This is a genomic window from Duganella sp. BJB1802, from assembly GCF_013369445.1.
GTDB lineage: Bacteria > Pseudomonadota > Gammaproteobacteria > Burkholderiales > Burkholderiaceae_D > Rugamonas > Rugamonas vulcania_A.
On record NZ_JABWEF010000017.1, the window covers coordinates 112,443 to 133,593 of the forward strand.

24 protein-coding genes are annotated in these 21,151 nt (G+C 65.3%); 8 read left to right on the top strand and 16 right to left on the bottom strand.

Annotated elements, in window-relative coordinates; genetic code table 11:
- Positions 1-121 precede the first annotated feature (121 nt).
- Both HUX88_RS24190 and HUX88_RS24195 read left to right on the top strand, forming a co-directional pair.
- Positions 122-802 (top strand): response regulator transcription factor, encoded by a 681-nt coding sequence (locus HUX88_RS24190; RefSeq protein ID WP_176363415.1) that lies wholly within the window; start codon positions 122-124, stop codon positions 800-802.
- Positions 799-2,241, top strand: a complete 1,443-nt coding sequence (locus HUX88_RS24195) for an ATP-binding protein (RefSeq protein WP_176363416.1) — start codon at positions 799-801, stop codon at positions 2,239-2,241. The genes HUX88_RS24190 and HUX88_RS24195 overlap by 4 nt, the downstream gene beginning before the upstream one ends.
- Here HUX88_RS24195 and HUX88_RS24200 read toward each other — a convergent pair.
- The 6 genes from HUX88_RS24200 to HUX88_RS24225 all read right to left on the bottom strand — a co-directional run bounded on the left by HUX88_RS24200 (position 2,199) and on the right by HUX88_RS24225 (position 7,154).
- The gene (locus HUX88_RS24200) at positions 2,199-3,959 is read right to left on the bottom strand and encodes an ABC transporter ATP-binding protein (RefSeq protein ID WP_176363417.1); all 1,761 of its coding nucleotides are present in this window, start codon (positions 3,957-3,959) and stop codon (positions 2,199-2,201) included. The genes HUX88_RS24195 and HUX88_RS24200 overlap by 43 nt on opposite strands.
- Entirely contained in the window at positions 3,956-4,516 is a 561-nt protein-coding gene (locus HUX88_RS24205; RefSeq protein WP_176363418.1) for a redoxin domain-containing protein, read from the bottom strand. Before HUX88_RS24205 ends, HUX88_RS24200 begins: the two co-directional genes overlap by 4 nt.
- Entirely contained in the window at positions 4,509-5,027 is a 519-nt protein-coding gene (locus HUX88_RS24210) for a MauE/DoxX family redox-associated membrane protein (protein ID WP_176363419.1), read from the bottom strand. Before HUX88_RS24210 ends, HUX88_RS24205 begins: the two co-directional genes overlap by 8 nt.
- On the bottom strand, positions 5,024-5,896 hold the full coding sequence (locus HUX88_RS24215) for a hypothetical protein (RefSeq protein ID WP_176363420.1): 873 nt from the start codon (positions 5,894-5,896) through the stop codon (positions 5,024-5,026). Before HUX88_RS24215 ends, HUX88_RS24210 begins: the two co-directional genes overlap by 4 nt.
- Entirely contained in the window at positions 5,887-6,891 is a 1,005-nt protein-coding gene (locus tag HUX88_RS24220; RefSeq protein ID WP_176363421.1) for a RimK family alpha-L-glutamate ligase, read from the bottom strand. Before HUX88_RS24220 ends, HUX88_RS24215 begins: the two co-directional genes overlap by 10 nt.
- A 74-nt stretch (positions 6,892-6,965) precedes the next feature.
- Complete coding sequence (locus tag HUX88_RS24225) at positions 6,966-7,154, bottom strand: hypothetical protein (RefSeq protein ID WP_117012132.1); 189 nt, start codon at positions 7,152-7,154, stop codon at positions 6,966-6,968.
- Positions 7,155-7,472: 318 nt separating this feature from the next.
- Between HUX88_RS24225 and groES the strand changes: the two genes are divergently transcribed.
- The 4 genes from groES (at position 7,473) to HUX88_RS24245 (ending at position 10,122) form a co-directional block, all read left to right on the top strand.
- Positions 7,473-7,763, top strand: coding sequence for a co-chaperone GroES (gene groES, locus HUX88_RS24230; protein WP_008451606.1), 291 nt, complete (start codon positions 7,473-7,475; stop codon positions 7,761-7,763).
- Positions 7,764-7,811: 48 nt separating this feature from the next.
- Complete coding sequence (groL, locus tag HUX88_RS24235) at positions 7,812-9,458, top strand: chaperonin GroEL (protein ID WP_117011799.1); 1,647 nt, start codon at positions 7,812-7,814, stop codon at positions 9,456-9,458.
- Positions 9,459-9,595: 137 nt separating this feature from the next.
- Positions 9,596-9,847: a hypothetical protein gene (locus HUX88_RS24240; protein WP_217916427.1), complete on the top strand. Its 252-nt coding sequence runs from the start codon at positions 9,596-9,598 to the stop codon at positions 9,845-9,847.
- Entirely contained in the window at positions 9,847-10,122 is a 276-nt protein-coding gene (locus HUX88_RS24245; RefSeq protein WP_176363457.1) for a type II toxin-antitoxin system RelE/ParE family toxin, read from the top strand. The genes HUX88_RS24240 and HUX88_RS24245 overlap by 1 nt, the downstream gene beginning before the upstream one ends.
- 29 nt (positions 10,123-10,151) lie before the next feature.
- On the opposite strand, the gene HUX88_RS24250 is transcribed toward HUX88_RS24245, so the two are convergent.
- A complete protein-coding gene (locus HUX88_RS24250) occupies positions 10,152-10,793 on the bottom strand; it encodes a hypothetical protein (protein ID WP_176363423.1) in 642 nt (213 codons plus the stop codon).
- A gap of 161 nt (positions 10,794-10,954) precedes the next feature.
- On the opposite strand from HUX88_RS24250, the gene HUX88_RS24255 reads away from it, so the two are divergent.
- Entirely contained in the window at positions 10,955-11,947 is a 993-nt protein-coding gene (locus tag HUX88_RS24255) for an OmpA family protein (RefSeq protein WP_117011802.1), read from the top strand.
- Positions 11,948-11,965: 18 nt separating this feature from the next.
- Here the strand turns inward: HUX88_RS24255 and HUX88_RS24260 are convergent, their stop codons facing one another.
- From HUX88_RS24260 to HUX88_RS24285, 6 genes are all read right to left on the bottom strand, one after another.
- Positions 11,966-12,328 carry a hypothetical protein gene (locus HUX88_RS24260; RefSeq protein ID WP_161089844.1) on the bottom strand — a complete coding sequence of 121 codons (363 nt, stop codon included), beginning with the start codon at positions 12,326-12,328 and terminating at the stop codon, positions 11,966-11,968.
- Positions 12,329-12,458: 130 nt separating this feature from the next.
- Positions 12,459-12,884, bottom strand: coding sequence for a hypothetical protein (locus HUX88_RS24265; RefSeq protein WP_176363424.1), 426 nt, complete (start codon positions 12,882-12,884; stop codon positions 12,459-12,461).
- A 42-nt stretch (positions 12,885-12,926) separates the two neighbouring features.
- On the bottom strand, positions 12,927-13,904 hold the full coding sequence (locus HUX88_RS24270; protein WP_176363425.1) for a glycosyl hydrolase 53 family protein: 978 nt from the start codon (positions 13,902-13,904) through the stop codon (positions 12,927-12,929).
- Positions 13,901-14,785: an SMP-30/gluconolactonase/LRE family protein gene (locus tag HUX88_RS24275; RefSeq protein WP_176363426.1), complete on the bottom strand. Its 885-nt coding sequence runs from the start codon at positions 14,783-14,785 to the stop codon at positions 13,901-13,903. Before HUX88_RS24275 ends, HUX88_RS24270 begins: the two co-directional genes overlap by 4 nt.
- Positions 14,786-14,814: 29 nt before the next feature.
- A complete protein-coding gene (locus HUX88_RS24280; RefSeq protein WP_176363427.1) occupies positions 14,815-15,435 on the bottom strand; it encodes a 2-dehydro-3-deoxy-6-phosphogalactonate aldolase in 621 nt (206 codons plus the stop codon).
- A gap of 2 nt (positions 15,436-15,437) precedes the next feature.
- Positions 15,438-16,346 carry a 2-dehydro-3-deoxygalactonokinase gene (locus HUX88_RS24285; RefSeq protein WP_176363428.1) on the bottom strand — a complete coding sequence of 303 codons (909 nt, stop codon included), beginning with the start codon at positions 16,344-16,346 and terminating at the stop codon, positions 15,438-15,440.
- Positions 16,347-16,530: 184 nt separating this feature from the next.
- Here HUX88_RS24285 and HUX88_RS32605 point away from each other — a divergent pair, with 184 nt between their 5' ends.
- On the top strand, positions 16,531-17,106 hold the full coding sequence (locus HUX88_RS32605) for a hypothetical protein (protein WP_229213037.1): 576 nt from the start codon (positions 16,531-16,533) through the stop codon (positions 17,104-17,106).
- Here the strand turns inward: HUX88_RS32605 and HUX88_RS24295 are convergent.
- The 3 genes from HUX88_RS24295 to HUX88_RS24305 form a co-directional block, all read right to left on the bottom strand.
- Complete coding sequence (locus tag HUX88_RS24295; RefSeq protein WP_176363429.1) at positions 17,103-18,350, bottom strand: MFS transporter; 1,248 nt, start codon at positions 18,348-18,350, stop codon at positions 17,103-17,105. The two genes, HUX88_RS32605 and HUX88_RS24295, sit on opposite strands and share 4 nt — an antisense overlap.
- Positions 18,351-18,368: 18 nt before the next feature.
- Positions 18,369-18,902, bottom strand: coding sequence for a PadR family transcriptional regulator (locus HUX88_RS24300; RefSeq protein WP_176363430.1), 534 nt, complete (start codon positions 18,900-18,902; stop codon positions 18,369-18,371).
- 316 nt (positions 18,903-19,218) lie between these two features.
- Positions 19,219-21,093: a glucokinase gene (locus HUX88_RS24305; RefSeq protein WP_176363431.1), complete on the bottom strand. Its 1,875-nt coding sequence runs from the start codon at positions 21,091-21,093 to the stop codon at positions 19,219-19,221.
- Between the last annotated feature and the right edge of the window lie 58 nt (positions 21,094-21,151).

Below are 21,151 nucleotides of genomic sequence, written 5' to 3' on the forward strand. Positions count from 1 at the left end.
TGGTACGCTTGCATTAAATCAAGGGAAAATGACAGGATGGCAAACACAACGATTACAAAGCTGTAATAAAAGCGCTAAACCCGCCATTGACGGCGGCCGGGCCAGCCCGGACAATGCCCATATGAAAGCGCTTTTAGTAGAAGATGAACAACGTATCGCCAGTTTCGTGTGCGCCGGCCTGCGCGAACACGGCTTCCTGGTCGACCATTGCGAAGATGGCAATCTTGGCTACGACTACGCGCTGTCGCGCGAGTACGACGTGGTGCTGCTGGACGTGATGGTGCCGGGCCGCGACGGCCTGTCCATCCTCAAGGCCATGCGGCGCGAGGGCCGCAACGTGCCGGTCATCCTGCTGACCGCGCGCAACGAACTGGACGACCGTCTGCAGGGCCTCAACCTGGGCGCCGACGACTACCTGGCCAAGCCCTTCTACGTGGAGGAGCTGGTGGCGCGCATCCACGCGCTGCTGCGGCGCGTCAGCGGCGAGCGGCAGAGCGTGCTGACCCTGGGCCCGCTGCGGCTGGACCGCCTGAGCCGGGTGGCCGACGTCGACGGCCGCGCCGTCGAGCTGACCGGGCGCGAGTTCAACCTGCTGGAATACCTGCTGCGCTCGCCGGGCCGGGTCTACACCCGCACCCAGATCCTGGAACATGTGTGGGGCTACGACTTCGAGCCGCAGACCAATATGGTGGACGTGTGCATCCAGCGCCTGCGCAAGAAGCTCGACCTGCCCGACAGCGTGGCCATCGAGGCCGTGCGCGGCGTCGGCTACCGCCTGCGCCAGCCGGACGCCCCGGCGTGAGGGCGCGCTGGCCGCGCCTGCGCTCGTTCCGGCTGCGCATCGCCCTCGGCTCGACGCTGACCGCGCTGGCCGCCATCGTGCTGCTGTACGTCATGGCCAGCTACACCATCGTCCAGCGGCGCGCCGCCATCATCGACCACATGCTGTCGGCCCACCTGGCCGGCCCCGGCTTCCAGGCCACGCCGCAGGCGCTGTGGCCGGCCACCGACGCCCAGCTCAACGCCAGCTTCGGCGGCTTCGCCCCGCCCGGCATCGGGCCGGAAACCTACGCCCTGCTGCGGGTGGACGACGCCGGCCAGGGCACGCGCTACCGCAGCCCGGCCTGGCAACGCATCCTCGGCGACGCCGCCCCTCCGAGCGGCCCCGGCCTGCACACCGTCGAAGGCGCCGGCCAGAGCTGGCGCATCGGCAGCGTCACGCACGGCCCGGTCACGATCTGGGTGGCGGTCAACCGCAGCCTGTCGGACGCCCAGGTGCGCGCCAGCCTGGTCCGCTTCGCGGCGGCCATCGGCGTGCTGGCCGTGGCCATGGGCGCGCTGGCCTGGTACCTGGCCGGACGCGCCATGCGGCCGGTGCAGCACCTGACCGGCGTCATGGTGCGCCTGACCGCGAGCGACCTGGACCAGCGGGTCTCGGCCGCCGAGGAGGATTTGGAGTTCGCCCAGATGGTCAGCGTGTTCAACGGCATGCTGGACCGGTTGCAGCGCAGCTTCCTGCAGGCGGCCCGCTTCTCCGGCGACGCCGCGCATGAATTGAAAACGCCGCTGACCATCCTGCAGGGCGAGCTCGAACGCAGCTTCGCCCGCGCCGGCGCCGACCCGGTGCTGGAGGAAGGCCTGGCCAACATGCTCGACGAGGTGCGGCGGCTCGACAGCATCGTGCGCAAATTGCTGCTGCTGGCGCGGGCCGACGCCGGCCAGCTGGCCATCCCCATGTGTCCGCTGGACCTGCGCCCGGCGCTCGACGAGCTGGCCGAGGACATCGGCCTGCTGGACGACGCGCGGCCGGTGCGGCTTGAGCTGCCCGACCGCATCGCGGTGCGCGGCGACGCCGAGCTGCTGCGCCAGGTGCTGCACAACCTGGTCAGCAACGCCATCAAGTACGGCCAGCCGGGCGGCTGGATCGCGCTGTCGGCGCGATGCAAGAGCGGGCAATGGCGCATCGACGTCAGCAACGCCTCGGACGGCATCGCGCCCGAGCACCGGCACCGCCTGTTCGACCGCTTCTACCGCGCCGACCAGTCGCACCAGCGGCGCGTGCCGGGCGTCGGCCTGGGCCTGTCGCTGGCGCGCGACATCGCCACGGCCCACGGCGGCACCCTGGCGCTGGCCGACCCCAATCCCGGCCAGGTGCGCTTCCGCCTGACGCTGCCGGCCGCCAGAACGCCCCCGCGCCGTCACGCCGGCAGCGGCGCCTCCGGCCTGGGCGCGAACATCTGATCCTTGACCAGTTTGAAATACGCGCCGTCCAGCTGCCGCGCCAGCTGCTCGTGGCTGCCCTGCTGCACCAGCCTCCCCTGCTCCAGCACCAGGATGCGGTCGGCCTTGGCGATGGTGGAAAAGCGATGGGCAATGATGATGGTGGTGCGGCCGGCCATCAATCGGTCCAACGCGCCTTGCACCAGCTGCTCGCTGGAGGCGTCCAGCGCGCTGGTCGCCTCGTCCAGGATCAGGATGGCCGGATCGCGCAACAGCGCGCGGGCGATCGCGATCCGCTGCTTCTGCCCGCCGGACAGCTGCACGCCATGCTCGCCGACCACGGTGTCGTAGCCCTGCGGGAAAGCCTGGATGAACTCATGCGCGTGGGCCAGCCGCGCGGCCGCCATCACCTCCTCCAGCGGGACTTTCCGCTCCGGCACGGCGAAGGCGATATTGTCGGCGATGCTGCCCGAGAACAGCGACGGCTCCTGCTCCACCACCGCGATGCCGCGCCGGATGGCGGCCAGGTCCAGTCCGGCGGCTGGCAAGCCGTCGAACAGCAGACGCCCGCCGTCCGGCTGATAGTGCCCCAGCACCAGCGCGGCGACGGTGGACTTGCCGGCGCCCGATGCGCCCACCAGCGCCACCTTCTCGCCGGCCGCGATGCCGAAGCCGACGCCGTCGAGCGCCCGCACGCCGGGCCGCTCCGGATAGCTGAACACCACGTCCTCGAAACCGAGCCGGCCGGTGAGCGGCGCCTGCGTACGCGGCGCCGGCGGCGGCCGGTGCGTACGCATGATCTCGAAGATGCGGTCGGTGGCGCCCATGCTGCGCATCCACATGTTCCAGGATTCGCTCAGCGCGCCGGCCGCCTGCGTGACGATGTTGGAGTAGATCACGAACGCCATCAGGTCGCCGACCGACAGCGCGCGCTTGCCGATCAGGTAGGCGCCCAGGCCCAGCGCGCACAGCAAGGCGCCGAAGTCCAGCACCGACAGGCCGGCGCGAAACGCCGACTGCCGCCGGGTGCCGGCCATCGACAGCTCCAGCAGGCGGCGGCAGGCCTCGGCATAGCTGGCCGACGCCCCGCCCTGCTGGTTGAACGCGTGCACCAGCCGCACATGGGCGAAGTGCTCCTGCGCTACGCGGCCGCTGTCGGCCATGCAGGCCTGCACCGCCTTGGCGTAGTCGCGATGGCTCGCGCCCGACACCTTGCCGAAGTACAGGCTGGCCGGGACGAAGACCAGCAGCATCACGCTCAGCAGCGGCGAGATGTAGAGCAGCATCGCCACGCCGCCGCCGAACATGAACAGCGACTGCAGCGAGTTGGCGCCGCCCATGGTCAGCGACTGGTGCAGCGACTGCACGTCCCCGCTCAGGCGGCTGGTGATCTCGCCCACGTGGTGGCGGTCGAAGAAGGAGACCGGCTGGTTGATCAGCACATCGAACAGGCGGCGGCGGACGCCGTTGATGATCAGGTGCCCGGCCAGTTCGAAATAGTAGTAGCGCAGCGTCGACGCGGCGGCCTGCACCAGCAGCCAGAGCAACCCCAGGCCGACCACCGGCGCGGAGATCGTCTCCAGCCGCAGCTCCTGGACGTGGTCGATGAAGTAGGCCACGCCCTTGGGGAAGACCAGCTGGATCAAGACGCCCAGGCCCATGAAGAACACCGCCGCACCGACCTGGCGCCGCACCGGATAGATCAGGCGCAGCCGTTCGAGATGGGGCTCGAAGTTCATGGCGCGCCCTCCGCTGCGGTCTCGGCCACGCAGTCGACGAGCTGTGCGCGTAACTCCAGCCAGTTGTCGTCGCCGATCATGCCGGACGCTTCCAGCACGCCCTCATGATTGACCATCATGTAGGCCGGCGAGGCCAGCGTGGGATTGAGCAGCCGGTAGTCGCGCATCGTTACCCGCAGCGCCCGCGTCAGCGGGAAGCCGCGCAGGAACTGGCGCAGGCGCCAGGCCGGCTCGTGGCTGACGATCCAGATGTCCAGCCCCGCCTGCTCGGCCGGCGCCAGCATGCCGCCGATCTCGGCCAGCTTGGTCTTGCACTTCGGGCATTTGCTCGACAAGAACAGCAGCGCCGCCGCCTGCCCTTCGGCACCCAGGCGATGCACCACGCCGCCGCGCAGCGCGCGCGCCGGCACCGCCGGCACGGGCGCGCCCGGCGGCAACGCTTCAAGCGTGTCGCGCTCGCGCCGCGTGGTGTGCAGCACCGACAGCGTCAGCTTGATATTGAGCGCCAGGCCGAGGGCCAGCAGCGCCAGGGTCAGGTAGAGGATCTGGCTATCCATCGCTTGGACTCAATAAGTGGACGATCTCGTGGAAGTGCACGGCGACGACGCAGGCCAGGCAGCCCAGCGACGCCGCCAGCACCGCGACGTGCCACGGCGGTGCGAACCCGGCCGGCAGCGCCAGGCCGGCGCCGATCGCCGCCATCACCAGCGCGTTGCGCAGCAGGTCCAGGCCAGACAGCGAGCGCTCGGCCTCGCCGAAGCATCCGCAGCGGACCACGCTCTGCGTATAGAACTTGTAGCCGACCAGCGCCGTGAACACGCCCAGCATCAGCAACGCGGCCAGCAAGCCGGCGCGCGCCAGGCCGCCGAGCAGCAGCGCGGCCACCGCCAGTTCCGCCGCCACCACCGCCGGGGCCGCCAGCGCGCGCAGCGCCGGCCCCATGCCGAACAGGCTGGCCAGGTTATCGCGGAAGCCGGCCAGGTCGCGCAGCTTGGCGGTGGCGGCCGCCAGCATCAGCAGCGCGACAAAGTAGCGCAGGATCTCGCCGAGGAATTGGCCGGTGCTCATCGCGGATAGCGCTCCACGTTCCACGACGGCGCCAGGCCGCCAGGATGCCGGCAGCGCTCGCTGGCGCCGTAGCGTGTGGCGAACAGCGCGTCGCACCACGGCGCCTCCTCGCTGGCGCGCTGGCCGCCGCCGATGTGGCCCTGCAGCAGCCGCGAGATCTCCCACGCCGGCCGTTCGACCGCCGCGTCGCCGCGCACGCGCAGGCCCAACGCCGCCATCTCCTCGCGCGTGATCGCGTAGTTGTGCGAGTGGTAGCCGGCCATCAGCTGGCCGACCAGCCGGCTGCGGACCGCCGCGTCCTCGCCGGGCAGGTGGAAGGCCAGCAGCTGCTCGCCGATCTGCTTCTGCTCCAGCGTGCTGCGGTAGAAAGCCCCCAGGCTGGCCGGGAACACGCTGCCGCCCAGCAGCGCCAGCGCCTGCTGCCGCGCCTCGTCGGCCGGCACGCCGAACCACTGCTGCGCCATGTCGCCGAGACATTGGATGTCGAGCCCGGAGAACGCCGTGCCGTCCGCGCCGTTGAGCAGCGGATCGATGGGCGAGAACAGCGCCAGCGGGCCGGCGATAATCTCGTCGCCGCACAGGGTCAGCAGCGTGGCCGCCGATTCGCAGTGGTAGGGAACGATGAAGCAGAGCTGCTCGGCCTGCGCGCGCAGCAGCAGCGCGATGCGGCGCGCGGCCTGCACCACGCCGCCGCGTCCGTGCAGCACCACGTCCAGCCGCCGCGCCGGGGCCAGGTCGCGGCATCGTTCGTACAGCGCGGGCAGCAATTCCATCTCCAGCTGGGACGCGGCCAGCACCAGCACGCGGCTGTCGCGCACGGCCTCCAACTCGCGGATGTGGGCGGCGAGCGCGCTGTGCTCTAGTGGCATAGCGCGCCCTCCACCAGCGTCTCGGCCATGGCGTCGATCATCTTAAACTCCGGTATCAATTGTTCGATGTACAGGAACTGGCCCGCCGGGTTATTTTCCAGGAACACCACCTCGCCGCCGGGCGTGACGATCAGGTCCAGCGCGCCGTAGTGCAAGTCGTAGCTGCGCACGAAGGCCACGCAGCGCCGCCGCAATTCGTCGGGCAGCTGCGCCGCCTCGTAGCGGATCGGCGCCGACATGTCGCGCGAATCGACGGCGGTGCGGGCGTCGTCCTGGCTGTGGATTTTGGCGGCGAACACGCGCTCGCCGATCACCGTCACCCGCAGTTCGTATTGCTTGGGAATGTAGCGCTGGAAGTGGCAGTGCAACTGGCCGACCGCCTCGACGTTGCCCAGCATGTCGTCGTCGACGATGGTGGTGCCGAGCCCGCCGTTGCTGCGCTGCTCCGGCTCCAGCTCGCCGCCGGCCAGCATCGGATCCGACAGCGACTTGAAGATCATGTCGCCGGCCAGGTCGTGCTTGAACGCCAGCACCTCATCCGGCGCGTTGGTGGTCAGCGAGTCCGGCACCAGGAAGCCCATGCGGGCGGCGCGCTTGAGCTGCTCGCCCTTCCACTGCGCGCCGCGCAGCGCCAGCGGGTGGCTGACCCAGTAGCAGTCCAGCGTGTAGAGCAGGCTGAACAACGCGTGCTCCGCCTCCTGCCTGGCGTAGGCCAGTTCCTGCGGCGCCAGCTCGTCGCTGAGGAAGGTGAATTCGCCCGGCTTGCGTATCCAGACCGCGCCCACCTCGGCCAGGTCGAGCCAATGCTCGTCGCTGCGGCGGCGTATCTTGTTGTGCAGCGCGCCGCCGGCATGCCGCTGGCAGGTCTGGAAGTCGCGCGGGAAGCGGTCCAGGTCCAGCCGGAACAGCGGGTGCCCGCCGGCCGTGAGCCTGGCGGCGACCAGGTCGGCGTGCAGATCCTGGCTGTTGGTGATAATTAAAATCGTCTTGCTCATCGAGGACTCCGCGACTGGGCGTAAAACAAAAAAGCCTTGCTGACGGAGCAAGGCTTTCGTTGGCGGGCCAGTACTTAGCAGTAGATGCCCTTGTCGCCGCGATGAGTGAATTCGTTGTAGTCGCGGTAGTTGTCGAAGTCGACCGGACCGGTGCAGCCGGCCACGGCAACGCCGTCGCGGACTTTCCATTGTTCCGCAGGTTTGTTCTCCTGTTTCGCAGCCAGCTTGAATGCGAACAGTTTTGCCTCTTTTTGATCTGCCATTTCCATAGTCCTTAAAAAAAGAATATTGAAAAATCTCACACAGTCTCTATTTGCAGCCTTGCAATGTTAGGAGCTTGTATAGACGTTGTCAACTTCTATACACAATATGTAAACATTACTTTTTAGGGACGTATCAACATTATTTTTGTGCTTATTTGTGCACGCACAAGTGTTGCGTCTTGAAATACAGCAGTGTCGTCCCTATAATTGGCACTCGTTCCAAGGGAGTGCTAACAGCGCTCTCGGCCAAACTTTCCGCCACAGCAAGCTTATTGGTGTGGCAACAAACTGTTCCATTGTTAATTTAAGGAGTTTTGTATGAACCTTCGCCCTTTGAACGATCGCGTAATCGTCAAACGCCTCGACCAGGAAACCAAAACTGCGTCCGGCCTGATCATCCCTGATGCGGCTGCTGAAAAACCGGATCAAGGCGAAGTGCTCGCCGTCGGCAATGGCAAGATTCTGGAAGATGGCAAAGTCCGTCCGCTGGACGTCAAAGTGGGCGACCGTGTCCTGTTCGGCAAATACGCCGGCCAGACCGTCAAGGTCGATGGCCAGGAGCTGATGGTCATGCGCGAAGAAGACATCATGGCAATCGTCGTCAAATAATTGACACGCACGTTTGCACTAGTACTCACCTAATTCTGGAGAAACAACATGGCAGCTAAAGAAGTAATTTTCGGCGACGCAGCGCGCGCCAAAATGGTTGAAGGCGTCAACGTCCTGGCCAACGCAGTCAAAGTCACCCTGGGCCCTAAAGGCCGCAACGTTGTGCTGGAGCGCTCCTTCGGCGCCCCGACCGTCACCAAGGACGGCGTATCGGTCGCCAAGGAAGTCGAGCTGAAAGACAAGCTGCAAAACATGGGCGCGCAAATGGTCAAGGAAGTCGCTTCCCGCACCAGCGACAACGCCGGCGACGGCACCACCACCGCGACCGTGCTGGCACAAGCCATCGTGCGCGAAGGTATGAAGTTCGTTGCCGCCGGCATGAACCCGATGGACCTGAAGCGCGGCATCGACAAGGCGGTTGCCGCCACCGTCGAGCAGATCGCCATCATCGCCCGTCCATGCACCACCACCAAGGAAATCGCCCAGGTTGGTTCGATCTCCGCCAACTCGGATTCGTCGATCGGCGACCGTATCGCTGAAGCGATGGAAAAAGTCGGCAAGGAAGGCGTCATCACCGTGGAAGACGGCAAGTCGCTGAACGACGAGCTGGACATCGTTGAAGGTATGCAGTTCGACCGCGGCTACCTGTCGCCATACTTCATCAACAACCAAGAGAAGCAAGTCGCGATTCTGGACAATCCATTCGTCCTGCTGTGCGACAAGAAGATCTCCAACATCCGCGACCTGCTGCCGGTACTGGAACAAGTCGCCAAGGCTGGCCGTCCACTGCTGATCATCGCGGAAGACATCGAAGGCGAAGCACTGGCCACCCTGGTTGTGAACAACATCCGCGGCATCCTGAAAACCTGCGCAGTCAAGGCCCCAGGCTTCGGCGACCGTCGCAAGGCCATGCTGGAAGACATCGCGATCCTGACCGGCGGTCAAGTGGTTGCTGAAGAAGTCGGCATGACCCTGGAAAAAATCACCTTGGAAGAACTGGGCCAGGCCAAGCGCATCGAAATCGGCAAGGAAAACACCATCGTTATCGACGGTGCTGGCCGTGCTGAAGGCATCGAAGGCCGCGTCAAGCAAATCCGCGTGCAGATCGAAGAAGCGACCTCGGACTACGACCGTGAAAAACTGCAAGAGCGCGTGGCCAAGCTGGCCGGCGGCGTTGCCGTGATCAAGGTTGGCGCAGCCACCGAAGTCGAAATGAAAGAGAAGAAAGCCCGCGTTGAAGATGCACTGCACGCTACCCGCGCTGCCGTGGAAGAAGGCATCGTGCCAGGCGGCGGCGTAGCCCTGCTGCGCGCTCGTGCCGCTCTGAACGTCAAAGGCGACAATCCTGACCAGGAAGCTGGCATCAAGATCGTCCTGCGCGCGATGGAAGAGCCACTGCGCATGATCGTGCAAAACGCCGGCGAAGAAGCGTCGGTAGTGGTTGCTGCGGTTCTGGCTGGCAAAGGTAACTACGGTTACAACGCCGCCAACGGCACCTACGGCGACATGGTTGAAATGGGCGTTCTGGACCCAGCCAAAGTCACCCGTTCGGCACTGCAAAACGCAGCCTCGATCGCTGGCCTGATGCTGACCACCGACTGCATGATCGCTGAAGTCACCGAAGACAAACCAGCCGGCGGCATGGGCGGTATGGGTGGCATGGGCGGCATGGGCGGCATGGACGGCATGATGTAATTGCCGGCATAAGCCTCGCTGCACAGGAAAGCCAGCCTCTTCGGAGGCTGGCTTTTTTTATTTGGATAGTTGAATGAACTTATCGCGACTGGCAAGGTCTACAATGAAGTGTCCGATTGAATCCTCGGGAGACGATGATGTCCGTAACCGTCAGTGAAATTGAAGAGAGCATTAAGTTGTTGAGTTTGGCAGATAAGCGGGTGCTGCTGCGAGCCCTGCTTCGAGAAATAGACGGCCATCAAATACCAGGTACCCAATCGAGTGTGCGTACGGTCTTGACGCTCGAAGCTCTCGACGATGTCGACGCCAATCGCTTTGTCGATCATGACGATGTCAAGGCATGGGCGAAGAGTCTGGCAACGACAAGTCATCTGCCGTTGCCAAAATAATGAAGCTACGTTGGACAAGTAAAGCTCTGTCCGACCTGGAGCGGCTCCATGACTTCTTGAGTCGGAAAGATGCTCAAGCTGCCAGCCGGACCATTGCTGCATTGGTTGCGGTGCCCGACAGCTTGCTCACCAATCCGCAAATCGGTGAGCGCCTGCATGAGTTCGGTCTACGCGAGGTTCGCCGCATTCTGGTTAAACACTATGAGATCCGCTACGAGATCAAAGGTTCCTTGATCTATATTTTGAGGATCTGGCACACCAAGGAATATCGCTGATCTCTTAGGACCTCAGCACACGGCATAATCTATTTGCAGAGCGCGGTGACGTTGATGAAGTCGACAAAGCCGGTGCCGCTGTTATTCGTGCCGGCGTTGTTCGTCAGCGTGCAGGTCTGCCCCGTCGGGTTGGCCGACACCGTGACCGCATAGCTGGCGCCGTGCAGCTCCATCGGCGAATACGACGCCGCGAACACGCTCAGGCCATTCGCGCCGGCTTTCAGGATATTGCCATTGGCATCGGCGAAGCTGACGGCATTGCCGGCCGCCAGTCCCGACACGGTCACGCCCACGTGGTATTGCAACGAGCCGATCGCGGCAGGCTGGCAGGTCACGGCGACGTTGCCGACATCGACCGCATTCTGGGCGATCGTGCCCGATCCGTTGGCGACGGTGCAGACGCCGCCGTTCGGATCGGCGAACTTCACGACGCTGTACGGCGCGCCGGACGCCACCGGATAGGTGAACTTGAAGCCGCCGCTGCCCTTGACCGCGATGGTCTCGGCGCCGTTGTTGACCAGCAGCAGGGTGGTGTCCGCCGCCAGACCGGTCACCGTGCCCGAAATGAGGGCCGATTTCTGCGTCGCCGGCGGGGTGGTGTCGGTCGAGCCGCCGCCGCAGCCGGCCACCAGCATTGTCAGCGTCAGCGCTGTTATTTTGAGTTGGTTCATCTGATCTCCACGAGGTTCTTGCCGAAAGTATACGGTTTACGCAATGTGGAAAGTACATCAATTGCCAAAGGAGCGGTGATTCGATTGAAAAGTTAACGTTGATTCAAAAACAATCGCTCCCTACAATCGACGTTCCTCAACTTTCTTCAGATGGGACTCCCATGCGCGCATACCACCTTCTTCCGCTGCTGCTTTGCGCCGCCGCCCACGCCCAGATGCCGGCGCAGGACACCGTCAAGGGCGGCAAGGACCATCCGCTGCTGTCGCGCTTTGAAGGATCGAAGATGGTCGGCTACGGCCTCAAGGAATTCGACGAGGTGATGCTGCCTGCAGGTAAACGCGTCGAGAACAAGGGCGGCCAGATGGCGTTCGAGAACGCGCTGCAACTGGAGGGCAAGTACACCCGCATGGCCTACAACTTCCCGCGCGAACGCTCGGCGCTGGAGGTGATGCGCAATTACCAGGCGGCGCTGGACAAGGCCGGTCTGAAAACCGTGTTCGCCTGCGCCAAGGAAAACTGCGGCAAGGGCTTCGGCGAGTTTTTCCTCGACAAACGCGTCGGCGATCATTTCATCCAGGGCAGCGAGGCCAGCTGGGCGCCGTTCAACTACGGCCGCGACGACGAACGCTACCTGCTGGCCAAGGGCACGCGTCCCGATGGGTCGCTGGTCCACGTGGCCGTGTATTCGGTCGCTCCGGTGCAGGACAAGCTGGGCGGCATCTACGTCGAGATCGTCGAGGCCAAGGCGATGGAAGGCGGGAAGGTATCTGCCAACATGAACGCGTCCGACATGGCCAAGGGCATCGCGGCCGACGGCAAGGTGGCCGTGTACGGCGTCTTCTTCGACACCGACAAGACCGACGTCAAGCCCGAGTCCAAGGCCGCGCTGGCGGAGATGGCCAAGCTGTTGCAGCAGGACGCCAAGCTGAAGCTGTACGTGGTCGGCCACACCGACAACCAGGGCGCGCTGGCGCACAACCTGGAGCTGTCGCAGAAGCGGGCGGAGTCGGTGATCAAGGTGCTGGCGGCCGATTACAAGGTCGACGCCAAACGGCTGAGCGCCAAGGGCGTGGCCTCGTACGCGCCGGCGGCCTCGAACGACGCCGAGGCGGGACGCGAAAAGAATCGCCGGGTCGAGCTGGTCAAGCAGTAAGCGCGTTGGCGGCGGAGGCTACAGCGAGATCAGCGATGCGGCTTCCATCTTCCGCAAGAGTTCCCTGCCCCTGGCCTCGTCGTATCCTTCCATCCGTTGCACCAGCGTATCCATCGCGTCGCCGGCATTTCGGATATAGGCTTCGGCAGTCTTCCGGTCCAGATCATCAAGGCGCTTATGCTCCGCTTCTTCGATGGCCGCCAAAATGGTCTTGGTCAGCTCGATGCCTTCCGGCGTAGCGGGGTTGGATGGCCCATCGAAAAAAATATCACGCTGCTGCTCTTCCGGCAGGCCCGCCTGATCCAACGCTCGAATGCAATAATAAATCACAGAAAACGCGGTATTTTCAGGTACGCGCTCAACATAGGTAAGTATGTCCATGACTCGCTCCGATTCATAGTTCAATGGCATCAAAGAGATTTCTTGGCAAATTCTCGATGATGTACTCCCCAGAGAAAAGCATGTGGCGTAAGGATGCAGCATGATCGCACTCAAAGGTGCGCCCGCCTGCTCAGGCGTCGCAGTACTCCGCTTCCAGTTCTTCGCGGCGCGGTTGTTCGGCGATGTGCAGGATCAGCGTTTCGCGCAGGTCGTGCGCCGGATGCACGGCGCGGTGGCGGGCGAACCAGAAGACTTCGCTGAGCTCTTCGTCCTCGTGCCACGTCGACATCACACGCTGTTCTTCGGGAACGTCTTCGTAGTTCGTGGCTTCCAGGTACGCGTCGTCGATGGCGTCGTGCCATTGCTCGCAGTCCTTGCCCCAGACCAGCGCGTAGACGCAGCCGGAGGCGATCAGGGAACGGCTGATCTCCCACATCGTCATCTCCGCCACGTCGGCCTCGACAACCAGCACGGCTTTGAAATGCGACAGGCCTTCCAGCGCGGGAAGGTCGCTGTCGGGAGTGAGGTGTAAATAGCGGATGACCGGTTTCTGCATGATGGGACCATTGATGACGAGTCCCGGATTTTAACAGCCTGCTTAAAACGGATCGAGCGCGATGGTGAATTTTCCGCTCGCGTCGAGCGCGCCCATCGTGTAGCCCTGCCAGCCCGGATAGGCCTGCGGCTCCCAGTAGAACACGCCCAGCCCATTCGAGCCCAGCGCCTTGGTCTTGGCCAGCAAATCGGCCAGCATGGATTTGCTGGTGGCCGCCTGGGTCCAGTCCATGCCCACTTCGGTCACCATCACCGGCCTGGCGTAGCGCGACACCATGTCCCACATATTGGCCGAGATCTTGTTGTTGTAGTTGGCCCAGTCCGACGCCGGCGGATAGTGCGACATGCCGATCACATCCCACTTGGCGCCCGCGCCCTTCACGCCGTCGAAGAACCAGCGGAACACGGCGTTGTCGTAGCCGTTGGCCAGGTGCAGGATCACCTTGGCGTTCGGATAGACCGCCTTGGTGGCGTTGTAGCCGCTGTTGATCAGCCCGGCCAGGTTGGCGAAGCTGGTGGTCTTCCCTTCCGGCCACAGCATGCCGCTGTTGATCTCGTTTCCGACCTGTACCCACTCGACCGTGATGCCGTTGGTCTTCAGGTAGTTGAGGATGCCCTGCGTGTGGCTGTAGACGTCGTTGTTCAGCTGCGCCAGCGTGTGGTTGGCCCAGGCGGCAGGCTTGGTCTGCTGGCCGGGGTCGGCCCAGCTGTCGCTGTAGTGGAAGTCGATCAGGATGCGCTGGCCTTGCGCGGCGGCGCGCTTGGCCTTGTACAGCACGTCCGCGCCGTCGTTCCAGCCGCCGCCGGGGTTGACCCACACGCGCAGGCGGATCGCGTTGACCTGCAGGTTCTTCAGCAGCACGAAGGGATCGGTCTTGACGCCGCTGCTGTTGTAGAACGAATAGCCGCTGGACTCCTGCTGGCTGACCCAGCCGACGTCGGCGCCGTTGGCGAAGGTGGCGGACCGCGCGGCCAGGCAGAACGCCAGGCCGCACAATGCCGCCAGCCGGCGCTTCATCATCGGCCGAAGCGCGCGGCCGGCACGCCGGCCACGTCCAGCCGCACGGCGAACAGCGCGCCGGTCAGCGGGTATTCCTTGAGCTGCTCCGGCGTGTTGTCCTCGCGCGCGGTGGTGATGTACAGCGTCTTCAGGTCGGCGCCGCCGAAGGTGCAGGAGGCGGGATTGCGCGCCGGTACGTGGATCGTGTCCAGCAGTTCGCCGTCGGCCGAGTAGCGGCAGACACGGGCGCCGCCCCATTGCGCGATCCAGACGCAGCCTTCGCTGTCGACCGTCATGCCGTCCGGCGAGCCTTCGCCGTCGCCGAACTGGCGCCACAGGCGGGGCGCGCCCAGCGTGCCGTCGGCCGCCAGCGGATAGGCGTAGGTGCGGCCTTCAAAGCTGTCGGTGTGGTACATGGTGGCGCCGTCCAGGCTGAAGGCCGGGCCGTTGCAGATGTGGTAGTCCTGGTCCGCCACCGTCAGCGACAGGTCGGTGTCGAGCCGGAACAGCTGGCCGATGGCCTGGGCGTAGTCGGTGTTGTGCATGGAGCCGGCCCAGATGCGGCCGGCGCTGTCGGCCTTGGCATCGTTCATGCGCAGGGCGCTGCCGGCCGGGAACGGGCGCGCCAGGTATTCGATGCGCAGTTCCGGCTCCAGCCACACGCGGGCGATACCATCGCGCAGGCCGACCATGAAACCGTCGCCGTCGCGGCGCGCGATCAGCCAGCAGATGTAGTCGGGCATGGCCCAACTGCGGCGCTGGCCGCTGCCGGCGTCCAGCGCGTGCAACGTCTGGTTCTTCAGGTCGACGAAGTACAGCCGGTTTTGCTCCGCCACCCACGACGGACCTTCGCCCAGCTGCGCGCCGGCTTCCCAGATACATTGCACTTCATGCTTGCTCATCGATTTCGCTCCCTGTGTGGAATCCACCATCATACTGACAAAGCGCGCCACTTGGCCACATAGGCGGCGGCGCGCTGGCCCAGCTCATCGAGGCTGACGCCCGGCGTGTACAGCTGGCCGCCGATGCCGAAGCCGGTGGCGCCGGCGCGCACCCAGCCTTCCATATTGTCGGGCGTGATGCCGCCGACCGGCCACATCGGCGTGCCGGCGGGAACGACGCTGTTGAACGCCTTCAGGCCGTTGTGGCCGACCACATCGGCCGGGAACAGCTTGAGCGCGTGGGCGCCGGCGTCCAGCGCGGCGAAGGCCTCGGTCGGCGTGGCGACGCCGGGCGCGCAGTACATGCCCAGGTCGGCGGCGCGACGGATGGCGGCCGGATTGCAGTTCGGCGAGACCAGCAGGCGTCCGCCCGCCTCATACACGGCCTCGACGTGGCCGACGTTGAGCATGGTGCCGCCGCCGACCAGCGTGTCCGGCAGCTGCTCCTTGACCAGCGAGGCGATGCATTCGAGGGCGCCGGGACGGTTGAGCGGCACCTCCAGCGCGCGGAAGCCGGCCTGGTGCAGCACCTTGCCGACCGCGACCGCCTCCGCAGGCTGCAGGCCGCGCAGGATGGCGACCAGGGGAATGGTGGGATGGGATGGAGTCATGATCAAGCCTGTGGGAAGAATTGGGAGATCGCGGTGCAGTACACGCGATGCGGATCGAGCACGTCGCAGCGCAGCCCGAAGTGATCGGCGGCCACCGCGTAGCGGACGGCCAGCGCCGGCGAGCCGATGACGGTGATGTTGGCCGCCCCGCCGCTGGCTTCCAGCGCGCGGGTGGCGGCGGCGAATTCGGCGCCGATCAGCAGGCCGCTGACCACGGCCGGCGCCTGCGCCGCCGGGGCGCTGCGCGAGACCACGCCGGCCCGCACGCGGAACAGCGTGTTCGACAGCGGCTCGTTGCGGCGGGCCTGGGCCAGGCCGATGGCATAGCCCTCGACGTCGGAGGCGTCGCCGCCCATCATCGACGACAAGGTGCCGCCGGCCGACAGCATGGCGAACAGTTCGCCGGTCATGTAGGTGGACATCGACTGGATCAAGCCATCGCGCAGCAGCACCCATTTGCTGTGGGTGCCGGGCAGGACCAGCCAGCCGTCGCGATGGCCGAGCGCGACCGCGCCCAGCAACTGGGTTTCCTCGCCGCGCATGACGTCGACCGCGCCGCCGTCGCGATGGCAATAGCCGGGCACGATGTGGCAGCGGCCGGCCCAGTCGGCGTCGGCCACCGGCGCCAGGTGGGAGGGCAGCTCGCGCAGCGGCACGGAACTGTCCAGGTAAGGCACTTCCTGCCAGCCGGAGGCGCTGCCGACCATGCCGGACATGATCACCGGCACCTCGCGGCCCACGTCCATGGTCTCCAGCAGGCCGGCCAGCGCGCCGCTGAAACGCTCGCGTCCGCCGACCGCCAGCATGCCCAGGCCGTCCTCGTGTTCGGCCAGGCAGGCGCCGTGTTGATCGACCAGATAGGCGCGCCGATTGCTCGTGCCCCAGTCCACTCCCAGTATTTTTTTGTCCACTATGCGATCCCTTTGCTGACGCTGCCAACATGGTACGAAAAAGGCCGCCCCGGCTCCAATGAATTATCTCGCTGGACTAATACCAAAATGGTATAGGCAAGCCCCTGCCGAGGCCGGTAAAAGTTGCCCCTTGGATGCCTTTGGTTTAGTATGACCGCAACAAACAATCCAGGCATGCATGTATATGGAATCTCGCACCCCGTCCACCCGAAATCTGTTCATTGCAGGCGCCGTCGCCGGTGCGCTGCTGCTGGGCGGGGGTGTCTATTTTTCCGCCATGACACCGGCCGAATCGCAGGTCATGCCGGCCCAGGCCAAGCATCCGGCCAGCGCCAGCAGTTCGGCCCCGGCGGCGAGCTCCGCGCCGGTCGCGGTGGCGCCGCGCGCGGCCGCCAGTGCCGCGCCGTCCACCCCGGCCGAAGCCAAGCACCTGCGCAGCAAGGAACAGGCCGCGGCGGCCCTGATGGCGCTGCCCGAACTGCAAGCCTGGTCGGCCATCGTGGAGAAGAATTCCGGCGGCAAATCGCACGGCGCCCTGATCGAATACGACCCGGCCCCGCGTCTGTTGAACGGCAAGAGCTACTGGCAGTTCAGCTTTGTGGAAAACAGCAGCGACGCGGCGCAGCGCTGGGAAAGCTTCCTGGTCTCGTCCAGCGACGACGAGATCCTGGTGGAAGACGCCAGCACCGACGAGGTGATCAGCCTGGCGCGCTGGCGCCGTGAAAAACACCCGGCCAAGCGCACCAGCATCGACGGTTAAGCGACCTTCCGCTCCCCCACCGGCACGGCCTTCGCGGCCGCGCCCACCTGCCCCACCCACAGCACCGAGAACAGCGTCAGCCCGGCGGCGATCCAGCCGTTCAGGCCGTAGCCGGCGATATGGCCGGCCGCATCGGTGTGCAACATCCATCCGCCCGCCAGCGCGCCGACGCCGCTGCCCACCTGCTGGATCGCCGAATTCGAGCTGAGGAAGGCGCCGCGCCGGGCCGGCTCCGGCACCGTCGTCATCAGCGCCTGCATCGGGATGTTGCGGCCCGATACGGCCATCATGAAGAACGGGAAGAACAGCATCACCGCCGCCAGCGGGATCACTGGCATGTGCGTCATGAACATGATGGGCAGGATGGAGAACAGCGCGATGTAGCGGTACACGCGCTGCGCGCCGGCGCGGTCCGACCACTTGCCGATCATGCGCGCGCTGAACAGCGTGGCCACGCCGCCGGCCAGGTAGACCCAGGTGATCTCCACCGGCAGCACGCCGATGTTCTCGACCAGCATGGGCGAGATGAAGGGGATCACCAGCATGCCCGTCATCATGTTCACGCCCGACAGCAGGAAGGCTTTCAGGTGGCCGCCCACGCGGTACAGGCCGATCAGGTTGGGCAGCACCTCGGACAGCGGCACCGGACGGGTCAGGTGGCCGGCCAGCGGCGGCAGCACGCGCCAGGCGCCGGCCCAGATCAGCAGCGACAGCAGCACCAGCAGGTAGAACGGCGAGGCCCAGCCGTAGTGCGCGGCCAGCATCACGCCGGTCGGCACGCCGGCCACGGCGGCCAGGCTGAACGAGGTCATCACGACGCCGGTGGCGGCGCCACGGCGCTCGACCGGGATGAGGTCGCCGATGATGGCCATGATGATCGAGCCCAGCACGCCGCCGGTCAGGCCGGCGAAGGCGCGCGACAGCACCAGCACGTGGAAGTTCGGGGCGACCGCGCAGGCCAGGTTGGACAGCGTGAACAGCGCGAACATCGCCAGCAGCAGGCGCTTGCGGTCGAAGCGGTCGATGTACATCGAGGCCAGCAGGCCGGACAGGCCGGCGCACCAGGCATAGGCCGACACCGCGCCGGACACGGCGGCCGGCGTGATGGCAAACGCGCGCATCAGCTGCGGCGCCAGCGGCATCATCACCATGAAGTCCATGATGACGGTGAACTGGGTCAGCGCCAGCAGCCAGAGCACGATGCGCTCGCGCGCCGGCGGCAGGGGGATGGTTATTGTTGTCATGTGTTGGGCTTGGTTGGATTAGTCCAGCTGCCGCACGTCGTCGACCGCACGCTGCAGGATAGCGCGGATTTGCGCGGCGCGCTGGTCGCTGGCGCCGGGACCGTGGGCCTTGTCGATCACGGCGGCCTTGAGCTCGTGCATCGCCAGGCGCAGGTCGACGCGGCCTTCGGACGGCTCGGCCAGCCGTGCCAGGATGACATCGACGAACTGGCGGTTCTCGGCCAGGAAGGCCTCGCCTTCGGGCGTGATGGTGTGCAGCTTCTTGTTGCCGTCGGCTGTGGCCGAGACATGGCCCATGTCGAGCATCATCGACAGCAGCGGGTAGATCGCGCCGGGGCTGGGCGTGTAGCCGCCGCCGGACAGCTGTTCCAGCGCCTTGATGATCTCGTAGCCGTGGCGCGGCTTTTCGGCGATCAGGTGCAACACGACATAGCGCATGGCGCCGGCGTCGAACATCTTCGGCCCACGGCCGCGCCCGCCGCCGCCGCGATGGTGGTGATGGTCGCCATGCATGGCGTGATGGCGGTGTTGGTGATGTAAAAATCTAAACATTTGTCTCTCCTTACGATATAACAAGTTAAGATATAACTTGTTGAGATATATCTTAACTTGTTTACGGAAGAGTTCAAGGACTTTTTTATGCAGCGCGGGCCTGAACCAGGCGCAGCAGCAGGAATATGCGCAGGAAGCGGAACGGCGCCGTCATGAGGAAGGGAGTACGTTGGGGTCAAGTCTGACATTCGGACACGAGCTCTGCCGTAGGCGCGCGCCTAAGGCAGAGCTCGTGTCCGAATGTCAGACTTGACCCCAATCGTACAATCGTATTACCGAAGAGCTCGTGTCCGAATGTCAGACTTGACCCCAGGGTTTAGCTGTCGAGGTGGGAGATCAGCAGGCGGCGGTTGTCGGCGTCGCCGGTGCTGGCTTTGTGTTCGACCACCAAGCGCGAGTTTTGCGCGTCCAGCGAGATGCCTACCGACAGGATGTCGATCAGCAGCAGTTGCAGGATGCGCGAGATCATCGACAGGAACGTCGTGCTGTCCTCGCTGTGATCGACCGCCAGGCACACGCTGGCTTTCTTGGCCAGCGGCGAGTTGCTCGACGTGATGGCGATGACGTCCGCCCCCGCCGCCCGCGCCGCGTCCACGGCCTGCAGCAGGTCCGGCAGCTTGCCGGAATTGGAGATGGCGATCACCACGTCGCCCGGATTCAACAACTCGGCTGCCAGCGTCAGCAAGTGCGAGTCGCCATACGCCGCGGTCGGAATGCGGAAGCGGAAGAACTTGTGCTGCCCGTCCAGCGCCACCACGCGCGAATTGCCCATCGCGTAGAACTCGACCCGCTTGGCCTTGGCCACCAGCGCGATCGCCTTGTCCAGCGAACGCACATCCAGCTGGTCGCGGAATTTCAGAATCGCGGAAACAGTATTATCGATTACCTTGGCGCTCAAATCATGCGTGCTGTCGCTGACGCGCACCTGGCTGTGTCGCACCGGAATCGCACCGGTCAAACTGCTGGCGAACTTCAACTTGAAATCGGCCAGGCCCAGGAAGCCCAGCGAACGGCAGAAGCGGATCACGGTCGGCTGGCTCACTTCGGCCAGGCGCGCGATGTCGGCGATCGGCTCGTTCAACACCAGGCGCGGCTGCTCCAGCACCAGCTGCGCCACGCGCTGCTCGGCCGGCGTCAGCTCGTGCTGCAGATGCTGCACGCGCTCCATCAGCGTGTTGGCGCCGCTGCGTCCGCGCAGGTGTTCGGACAGGATCGTCGCCACGCCATAAAACGCCGGATTCGGCGTGGTGATCACATACGTCGGAATCTCCGACAGGTAGCTGGTGAAGCGCCCCTTCGCCTCAAAGCGCGCGCGGAACGGCGACGAGGCGAACCACTCGCCCATGCGCGGCACGATGCCGCCGCCGATGAACATGCCGCCGAACGCGCCCAAGGTCACGGCCAGGTTGGCGGTGGCGCCGCCCAGCATGGCGCAGAAGCACTCCAGCACCTCCAGGCACAGCGGATCCTTGTCGGTCAGCGCGCCGGCCATGATCTCCTGCGAGGTCAGGTCGCGCACCTGGCGCCCGTTGCGCTTGGCGATGGCGCGGTAGATGATCTCCATGCCGGGGCCGGAAATCAGGCGCTCGGTCGACACGTGCGACCAGGTCTGCCACGCGTACTGCAAAATCGAATATTCGCGCTCGTCGGCCGGCGCGAAGTTGGTGTGGCCGCCTTCCGATCCAAGCGTGACGAAACCGTCCACGGTCGGGATCACGCCCGACACGCCCAGGCCGGTGCCCGGCCCCAGCACGCCGATGACGGAATTGGAGGCCGGCTTGCCGCCGCCCACCTGCATCAAATCGGCCGGCTTCAGGCCCGGCAGCGACATCGCCAGCGCGGTGAAGTCGTTCACCACCAGCAGCGTGTGCAGGCCCAGCGCGCGGCGCACTTCGTCGGTGGAGAATTCCCAGTCGCGGTTGGTCATACGCACATGGTCGCCGCTGACCGGGTTGGCCACCGCCAGCGCCGCGTGGTTCAGCGTGATGTCGGCGTGGTCCGCCAGGTAGGAGCGCAGCATCGCGACGATGTCGGTGTAGTCGTCGCACTTGAGCACCCGCACCGCGCGGAACTCGCCGGGCGCGGTCTGCAGCGCGAAGCGGGCGTGGGTGGCGCCGATGTCGGCCAGCAGGCGCGGGCCGTCGGCAAAGGCGGTGCGATTCAGTTTTTGATCCACTTCAGCTTGTTTCATCGTCGATTCAGTCAAAACAGTTGGCGGAAGCATACCCGAAATACGCGATGTTAAGAAG